Genomic DNA, 7,695 nt, shown 5'->3' with positions numbered 1-7,695 from the left:
GAAAAAGCTAATCTCTTCTTTGAACAAGCATTGTTATTTAGCCATGGAGGTGAACCCGAAGCCGCGATCGCCAGCTATGACCGAGCGATCGCCATTAAACCAGACTACCACGCAGCTTGGAACAACCGGGGGATTGCCCTGTATGACTTAGGGCGTTACGAAGAAGCCATTGATAGCTATGACCGAGCGATCGCCATTAAACCAGACTACTACGATGCCTGGAACAACCGGGGGAATGCCTTGTCTGCCATAGGGCGAAAACACGAAGCCATTGATAGCTATGACCGAGCAATCGCCATTAAACCAGACTACTACTACGCATGGAATAACCGGGGGAATGCCCTGTCTGCCATAGGGCGAAAACAAGAAGCCATTGATAGCTATGACCGAGCGATCGCCATTAAACCAGACGACCATACTGCTTGGAACAACCGGGGGCTTGCCCTGTCTGACTTAGGGCGACACCAAGAAGCCATTGATAGCTATGACCGAGCGATCGCCATTAAACCAGACTACCACGACGCCTGGTACAACCGGGGGATTGCCCTGTCTGACTTAGGGCGACATTTAGAAGCCATTGATAGCTATGACCGAGCGATTGCCATTAAACCAGACTATTCCTCAGCCTGGTACAACAAAGCGTGTTGCTATGCATTGTGTGGCAAGCTAGAAGAGGCAATTGAAACCTTGCATCAGGCAATTCAGCTTCATCCTGAGGATCGAGAGATGGCAAAGACGGATGCCGATTTCGATGGCATTCGAGACGATCCGCGATTTCGGGCGTTAGTTGACGATCAGGATTGAGATTTCCGGCATCTTGGAGATGCCGGAAATTTAGGAGAAATTTGTTAATCGGGAGAGGTCACAACCATGAATGCCAAAATTAGTATTCAAGTTGAAAAAACAGCGGCAGGTTATTCTGCTTATAGCCCTGAAATCGCAGGCAGTCAGGTGCAAGGAGAGTCGGTCGAAAGCCTTGTAGATGCACTTAAACCAATTCTGAGTCATTACCTCAACACGCAAGACAATCCAACTCAGATTAAAACCAACCAACCCATCTGGCAGATCGCTCAGGACATTACAAGTGATATGACTGAGGCAGAAATCCAGCAACTCCCAACAGATGGGGCAGAACAGCATGATCACTATATCTATGGCATTCCTAAGCGAACGTCATGAAACGACTATTTGCAGACACCTTTTATTGGGTTGCCCTGATCAATCCTGCTGATGATTGGTATGGTCGCGTTCTCAATGTGAACCATTCTTTAGGTCAAGTTCAAATCATCACAACCGATGAAGTGTTGACTGAGGTTTTAGCTTTTTATTCAGAAGCAGGTGCCCAAATGCGACGACGCACAGTTACGTTTGTAGATAACATTTTGAATAACACTATGATTCAAGTTATCGAACAAACTCATGAATCTTTTCTGGCTGGTTTGACCCTTTACCGTAGCCGTTTGGATAAAGGATATAGCTTGACCGACTGCATTTCCATGAATACGATGCGAAAGCTAGATATTACAGAAGTCTTAACTCACGATCAGCATTTTGCTCAGGAAGGCTTCATACTTCTATTCAAGTAAGCCAAATGGATATTGATTTTTGAGAGCATTTGTTCACGATTTCAGGCATTAGTCGCTGACTAGGGTTGAGATCTCCGGCATCCTGGAGATGTTAGGGTCTTTGCTTGACCTGATGATGTTTTCAAAACATTGGCGTTTGGGTGCTGCTATCTGCCAGCGCATTATCAAGGGCAACCTGGGCAGCCCGAATCAGCTTGACGTAATGGGGTTGCGACAAATCCACTGCTTTAGCGTCTGCTAACGATTTACCCAACCAGCCCCACTGCTGTTGCGGATCGACCGATAGCATCATTCCCTCTGAGTTGTGAATTCTCAATTCATGCTCGGCACCAACGGGATAGAGACTACAGGTATATTTACGCTGATTAAAATAAAACTCGATGGGGGCGGGTTCAGGGGCAATATTTTGTTCAACGGGTTCTATCGCGTCATCAGGCAACCGAACGCCAACCAGTTCTAATTCCACTGTGCGATCGCCATTCCATTCATTTAGCCGCAAACGGTATGCCACATCAACCCGCTTCGGCATCGGGCAATATTCTCCCCAACGCCATGCCAATGCTTTGATCTGCACCGGGCGATCGCCCGGTTGTGACAGGGTTAGTTTCAGATGGGCTTGATGTTGACCCATCGTTTTCTGGTCGATCACCTGAACATTGGGTGTCCAAAAAATCGGGTCAGGGTTGTCGATGCCGCACGGATGAAGGCGATCGATCTGGGTGTAGAGATCCAGGGTTAGCTCGGATAGATCAGCTTGCGCATCAATCGTAATCAGGGGTTTGAGGTGCTGCGGTTGCAAGCATTGATTGGCAAACAAACTCAGGTGCGATCGCAATGCCCCTAAATTCTCGGCGGCTAAGGAAAACCCTCCGGCGGCTCGATGTCCGCCAAATTTATCGAGCAGGTGGCTACAAAACTGCAAAGCATCAAACACATTAAATTCAGGAATACTGCGTGCCGATCCGCGAATCCGAGTCGGGTCATGTTCTTCGTAGGTACCAATAAATACAGGAACGCCGTAGCGTTCGACCAAACGGGACGCGACAATGCCAATGACACCATGATGCCAGTTGGGTTGAACGATAACCAAAATGCGATCGCGCATAAGATCTAAGTCGCTGGCTTCGCACCAATTAATCGCGGCTGCCTCGATCTCGCTACAGAGTTCCTGCCGCAACTTATTCACCGCTTCGCACTGCATCGCCAGTTCTAAGGCGCGTCCTTCATCTTCAGTGGTCAGCAATTCGATGACAATTTGGGGATCAGAAATTCGCCCGATGGCATTAATCCGGGGCCCCAGCCGAAACCCAATTGCCTCGGGCTTCAGTTGGCGCTCGTGACTTAAGCCAGCCACCTGAATCAGGGCTTGGATGCCTGGAATTTTGGATTCGGGTAAGAGTCTCAAGCCCCGTCTCACCCACCGTCGATTTACTCCTGTCAGGGGAGCCAGATCGGCGATCGTGCCTAAGGTAAATAGCTCAATTAACGGTTTGGTCAAGTCTTGAATATGGCGCAACCGCTGTGCCAGACAAATTGCCAGAATGTAAGCCACACCAACTCCTGCCACGCCTCGATAGGGAGAGGCTTCGTGAATTAGCTTGGGATTGAGGATGGCATTGGCGGGGGGCAAGTCGGGTGGAATATCGTGGTGGTCGGTGACAATGACGGTCAAGCCCAGCTCTCTGGCTCTGGCGATCGGGGCGTAGGCAGCAATGCCATTGTCTACCGTGAGAATGAGACGCACCCCTTCCTGAGCAAACTCTTCAACGATCCGTTGATTAATGCCATAGCCTTCATGCATGCGGCTGGGAATGGCATAGTTGACCGTCGCACCCAAAAACCGCAACGCTCGCAACAACAAAGCTGTGCTGGTCATACCATCGGCATCATAGTCGCCGCAGATGGCAATCGAATAATGTTTGGCGATCGCCTCTTCCAACAAATCCACTGCCAAGTCCAAATCGGGAAACTCATGACTGGGCAACGGCAAAATTTGCTGTTCGGGATCCAGAAAAAAATTAGCTCGGTCTGGCGTATCGATACCGCGATTGAGCAACACCTGCGCCAATAAGGGCGATAACTGGGTAGCATCCGCCAGGATTTTCAGTGGCTCAACCTCAGCAGTCGCAATCTGCCACCGTTGTCGCGGCAATCGGGTGGAGCGCAAAGATTTTGCAGGCGATCGAGAAATCGGCGGGCGATCGAGAGTCACAGTTGTATGTTGTCAGCGTAATGAACAGAGCGTTTGTCTGCTAGAAATCTTCTGATTCCTAAGGATCGTGGATTTAATAAAACCCAATTCTTTTTGAGAGAGCGACGGCTCCGCCGTCGCTCTCTCAAAAAGAATTACAGGTTATTTAATTTGTGATCCTTAGGAATGAAAATTAAATAACGTCGATGATTTTCTGTAGGGGCGAACGGCTGTTCGCCCCTACAAACAATTCAATCGATGATTTGTTGTAGGGGCGAACGGCCGTTCGCCCCTACAAACGATTCGATAGTCGATTTGATTTAATCCACGATCCTTAGAATAGTACAGCTAAACTCTCTTAGCACACAGTAAGGCAAAGCGAATCAATCCCCGTTGATAGCCTCGACGCATTAAGCCCAACGATAAGGCAGCTTGAATCGTGCTCCATCCGGATGTGAGCAATCCCCAAACGGCAGTCGGGGTAAAGGCAGAATCAATCACGACATCCCAAAAAGGGGCAACAGCGGTTGACCAATCTGCGGTGCGAATGTTCTGAAAATTGAGTGACCGGGCGATCGCCTCATAGTCTGGCAACGAGATCACATGAGGCAGACAATAAACCCGATAGATATCGTCTAAATGTTTTTGTTCGTCAGCGGTCAGTGGCTTTTCAGGAGGTGCGATCGGACGATGACACCAGGTTGCCATCAAAAACGTGCCCCCTGGTTTGAGAACCCGATAGCATTCTTGAAGAAACTGGGTTTTGTCGGGCATATGTTCGCCACTTTCCAACGACCAGACGAAATCGAAGGTTTGATCGGCAAAGGGCATCGCCAGAGCATCGGCAACCTGAAATTTGACAGATGGCGCTAACCCAGCCTCGCTGGCTCTAGCGGTTGCCCGGTCTGCCTGAACCGGACTGAGCGTGATCCCGACAGCGATCGCCTTAAACTTTTCTGCCAGATAAAGCGTACTACCGCCAATCCCACAGCCCACATCCAGCACCTGCTGGATCTCTTTAACGTCTGCCCATCGCAACAATTCCTCAATTAAGTCGATCTGTGCCTGTCGTCGTTCTTTTGGTTCGGTGCCATCAGCACCATAGTATCCATGATGCATATGCTCTCCCCAAACCTGCTCCCACAGACCCGAAGAGGCATCATAAAATTGCTGAATTCGTTGTTGTAGAGTTGATGTCATCGTGCAGAAAAACTCTCTAATAGAGGCACATATAGTCTAGAGTTTCTATAGCAAAGTGATCCGGTGCCAATTTTTGCACCCTCCCCATGACAGTTTCTAGAACCATTTGCCTGGGATTTATTACCGTTATTACGATCGGTGCCCTGCTTCTGCTCTTACCGTTTTCAACGGCTGACGGTAGCTGGAATGATCCCGTTGTGGCACTCTTTACCGCAACGTCTGCGGTATGCGTCACAGGTCATATTGTGGTGGATACCGCCACCTATTTTTCTGATTTTGGGCATGTTGTAATCGTTGCCCTGGTTCAGATTGGTGGATTGGGGTATATGACTGCAACCACGTTTTTGTTGCTGGTTTTGGGACGACGGTTTGGGCTACGAGACAAGATGGCATTGCAACAAGCCCTGGATCGTCAAGGGATGCAGGGTGTAACGGATATGATTCGTTCCATCATTAGTGCCACGCTAATTTTTGAGCTAACAGGTGTGTTTTTGTTGCTCATTGCCTTTGTGCCTCAACACGGGTTTGCCTACGGGTTGTGGTTAGCCATCTTCCATAGCATTAGTGCCTGGAATAATGCAGGCTTTAGCCTGTTTTCTGACAATCTGGTTGGGTATCAATCGTCGTTAGTCGTAAATCTGGTGATCCCCGGATTAATTATTTTGGGGGGGATAGGCTATGAAGTCATCTTCGAAGCCTACTTATTGCTGCGAGATATTCTCTCCGGTAGTCAAGAACGAATTGTTTTATCATTAAACTTTAAGGTTGCCATTAGCACCACTCTGGTGTTGCTGTTCGGTGGGACGATCGCCATTTTCTTTACCGAGTTGAGAAACCCCGATACCCTGGCATCAATGCCCCTAGGGACACAGTTAATGGCGGCATGGTTTCAATCCGTCACCGCTCGAACTGCCGGATTTAACACCATCGACAATGGCAAAATGGGCACAGCTGCCCTATTTATTACCGTTGCGCTCATGTTTATTGGCGGTAGCCCTGGTGGTACGGCTGGCGGCATTAAAACCAGTACGGTTCGAGTGCTTACCAGTTGCACCCAGGCGATTCTTCAGGGTAAGGAAGATGTCCATATTTACGAACGGCAGATTCCCATCTCCTTAATTTTGAAATCGGTGGCAGTGGCGGTGGGTTCGTTATTAACCGTTGTGATTATGACGATTCTGATTGCCTTTGCCGACCCAACTGTAGACTTTATTCGAGTCATTTTTGAAGTTGTCTCAGGGTTTGGTACTGTTGGTTTATCAACAGGAATTACGGCTGGGCTCTCTACATTTTCTAAACTGGTGCTGGTTGCAACTATGTATATCGGTCGAGTCGGCGTTTTGCTTCTGATGGGGGCAATTTTGGGCGATCCCCGCCCCAGTTCCATCCACTACCCGGAAGAAAACTTACTGGTAGGATAACCGACCCTATCTTGCCCACCCTATGGATCGTGGATTTAATAAAACCGAAGATTTATTTTTGGAAGCGCGGCGGAGCCGCGCTTCCAAAAATAAACGTCTGGGTTTTAATTAATTTGTGATCCGATGCATGAATGTGGCTGAACCTACGGTAGGAAATGATGCCTCCGTGCGGGAGAATGCAGAAGGACTATTTGCTAGCAAGTGCCTCGCCTCTGCGGCACACCAAGAAGCCTGACCCTGGAGCACATCGGTGAATTTATCTTCTTTAAGCTTCTTTAAGAATCTCCGCATCGATAAAAACAGAAGACAGTTTGCAGTCATTGGTTTAGGACGTTTTGGTAAAGCCGTCTGTTCAACCCTGCACCACTTAGGCTACGAAGTGTTGGGTATCGACTCTGATGAACGCCGAGTCAATAATGTTTTGTCTGAGCAATTGGCATCTCATGCGGTGCAACTCGACTCTACTGACCCGATCGCGTTAAGAGAAGTCGGCATCGCTGATTTTGATACCGTTATTATTGCCATTGGTAACTATGTGCAAGAAAGCGTGGTTACCACACTGAACGTCAAAGAATTCAAAGTTCCCTATGTGGTCGCTAAAGCCTCGTCTGAAATTCACTGCAAGTTATTGAAAAAGGTCGGAGCCGATCACGTCGTGTTTCCTGAACATGAAATGGGTTGTGTCCTAGCGCGATCGCTTACCCGTCCTGGTATTCTCGATCGGTTTGAACTCGACCCCGACCACAGCATCATCGAAGCGGACGTACCCGAAGAATTTGATGGCAAAACCATCATGGAACTGGATCTGCGTAAACGCTATGGGTTAAACTTACTCGCCGTTTGTAAAGATGGCAAATTTGAAATTAACCCCAGCCCCGTATTACGCCTTCAGCGCGGTTGGATGATGGTTGTAATTGGCTCAAATAAAGGAATTGATCAACTGCCGGTATAAGTACTAGGTCGCGCATGAATGTCATTGGCTTAATTAGCGGTACCTCTGTCGATGGCATTGATGCCGCTTTGGTAGAAATTTCTGGAACCACGCACGACCTTCACGTCGAACTCCTCGCAGGAGCCACATATCCCTACCCAGACGAACTGCGATCGCAAATTCTAGCCGTCTGTGCCGGAACCGCCCTCAGCATGGCAGACCTGGCAGACCTAGATGATGCGATCGCCACCCACTTTGCCCAGGCTGCGATCGCCATTCAAGCCAACCACCCCACCGCAGAGTTAATTGGCTCCCACGGACAAACCGTCTACCACCGTCCCCCCCCAGACGTTAAAAGTCAAGCAG

The 7,695-nt window shown here is 48.9% G+C and carries 8 protein-coding genes; 6 read left to right on the top strand and 2 right to left on the bottom strand.

Annotation, left to right across the window (positions count from 1 at the left end; translation table 11 throughout):
* The 3 genes from ACR6Z4_RS31820 to ACR6Z4_RS31810 all read left to right on the top strand — a co-directional run.
* On the top strand, positions 1-804 hold an 804-nt coding region (locus tag ACR6Z4_RS31820), incomplete at its 5' end, for a tetratricopeptide repeat protein (RefSeq protein ID WP_479721337.1).
* 66 nt (positions 805-870) lie between these two features.
* On the top strand, positions 871-1,179 hold the full coding sequence (locus ACR6Z4_RS31815; RefSeq protein WP_479721336.1) for a hypothetical protein: 309 nt from the start codon (positions 871-873) through the stop codon (positions 1,177-1,179).
* Positions 1,176-1,586: a type II toxin-antitoxin system VapC family toxin gene (locus ACR6Z4_RS31810; protein ID WP_479721335.1), complete on the top strand. Its 411-nt coding sequence runs from the start codon at positions 1,176-1,178 to the stop codon at positions 1,584-1,586. Before ACR6Z4_RS31815 ends, ACR6Z4_RS31810 begins: the two co-directional genes overlap by 4 nt.
* Before the next feature lie 121 nt (positions 1,587-1,707).
* Here ACR6Z4_RS31810 and recJ read toward each other — a convergent pair whose 3' ends face one another.
* Together recJ and ACR6Z4_RS31800 are read right to left on the bottom strand one after the other, a co-directional pair.
* Complete coding sequence (recJ, locus tag ACR6Z4_RS31805) at positions 1,708-3,798, bottom strand: single-stranded-DNA-specific exonuclease RecJ (protein WP_479721334.1); 2,091 nt, start codon at positions 3,796-3,798, stop codon at positions 1,708-1,710.
* Between the two features lie 327 nt (positions 3,799-4,125).
* Positions 4,126-4,977 carry a methyltransferase domain-containing protein gene (locus ACR6Z4_RS31800; RefSeq protein ID WP_479721333.1) on the bottom strand — a complete coding sequence of 284 codons (852 nt, stop codon included), beginning with the start codon at positions 4,975-4,977 and terminating at the stop codon, positions 4,126-4,128.
* 86 nt (positions 4,978-5,063) lie between these two features.
* Here ACR6Z4_RS31800 and ACR6Z4_RS31795 point away from each other — a divergent pair, with 86 nt between their 5' ends.
* The 3 genes from ACR6Z4_RS31795 to ACR6Z4_RS31785 all read left to right on the top strand — a co-directional run.
* A complete protein-coding gene (locus tag ACR6Z4_RS31795; protein ID WP_479721332.1) occupies positions 5,064-6,398 on the top strand; it encodes a TrkH family potassium uptake protein in 1,335 nt (444 codons plus the stop codon).
* A 250-nt stretch (positions 6,399-6,648) separates the two neighbouring features.
* Positions 6,649-7,350 carry a potassium channel family protein gene (locus tag ACR6Z4_RS31790; protein ID WP_479721331.1) on the top strand — a complete coding sequence of 234 codons (702 nt, stop codon included), beginning with the start codon at positions 6,649-6,651 and terminating at the stop codon, positions 7,348-7,350.
* Positions 7,351-7,364: 14 nt separating this feature from the next.
* On the top strand, positions 7,365-7,695 hold a 331-nt coding region (locus tag ACR6Z4_RS31785), incomplete at its 3' end, for an anhydro-N-acetylmuramic acid kinase (RefSeq protein ID WP_479721330.1).

The organism is Calyptranema fuscum S582 (assembly GCF_055793305.1).
Note: the sequence above shows the minus strand (reverse complement) of the source record. Positions and strands in the feature narration are given on the sequence as shown.

Excerpts from the sequence above, each read along its gene's own strand:
- ACR6Z4_RS31815 (WP_479721336.1), top strand. The coding sequence starts at position 871 with ATGAATGCCAAAATTAGTATTCAAGTTGAAAAAACAGCGGCAGGTTAT.
- ACR6Z4_RS31795 (WP_479721332.1), top strand. The coding sequence starts at position 5,064 with ATGACAGTTTCTAGAACCATTTGCCTGGGATTTATTACCGTTATTACG.
- ACR6Z4_RS31800 (WP_479721333.1), bottom strand. The coding sequence starts at position 4,977 with ATGACATCAACTCTACAACAACGAATTCAGCAATTTTATGATGCCTCT.
- ACR6Z4_RS31810 (WP_479721335.1), top strand. The coding sequence starts at position 1,176 with ATGAAACGACTATTTGCAGACACCTTTTATTGGGTTGCCCTGATCAAT.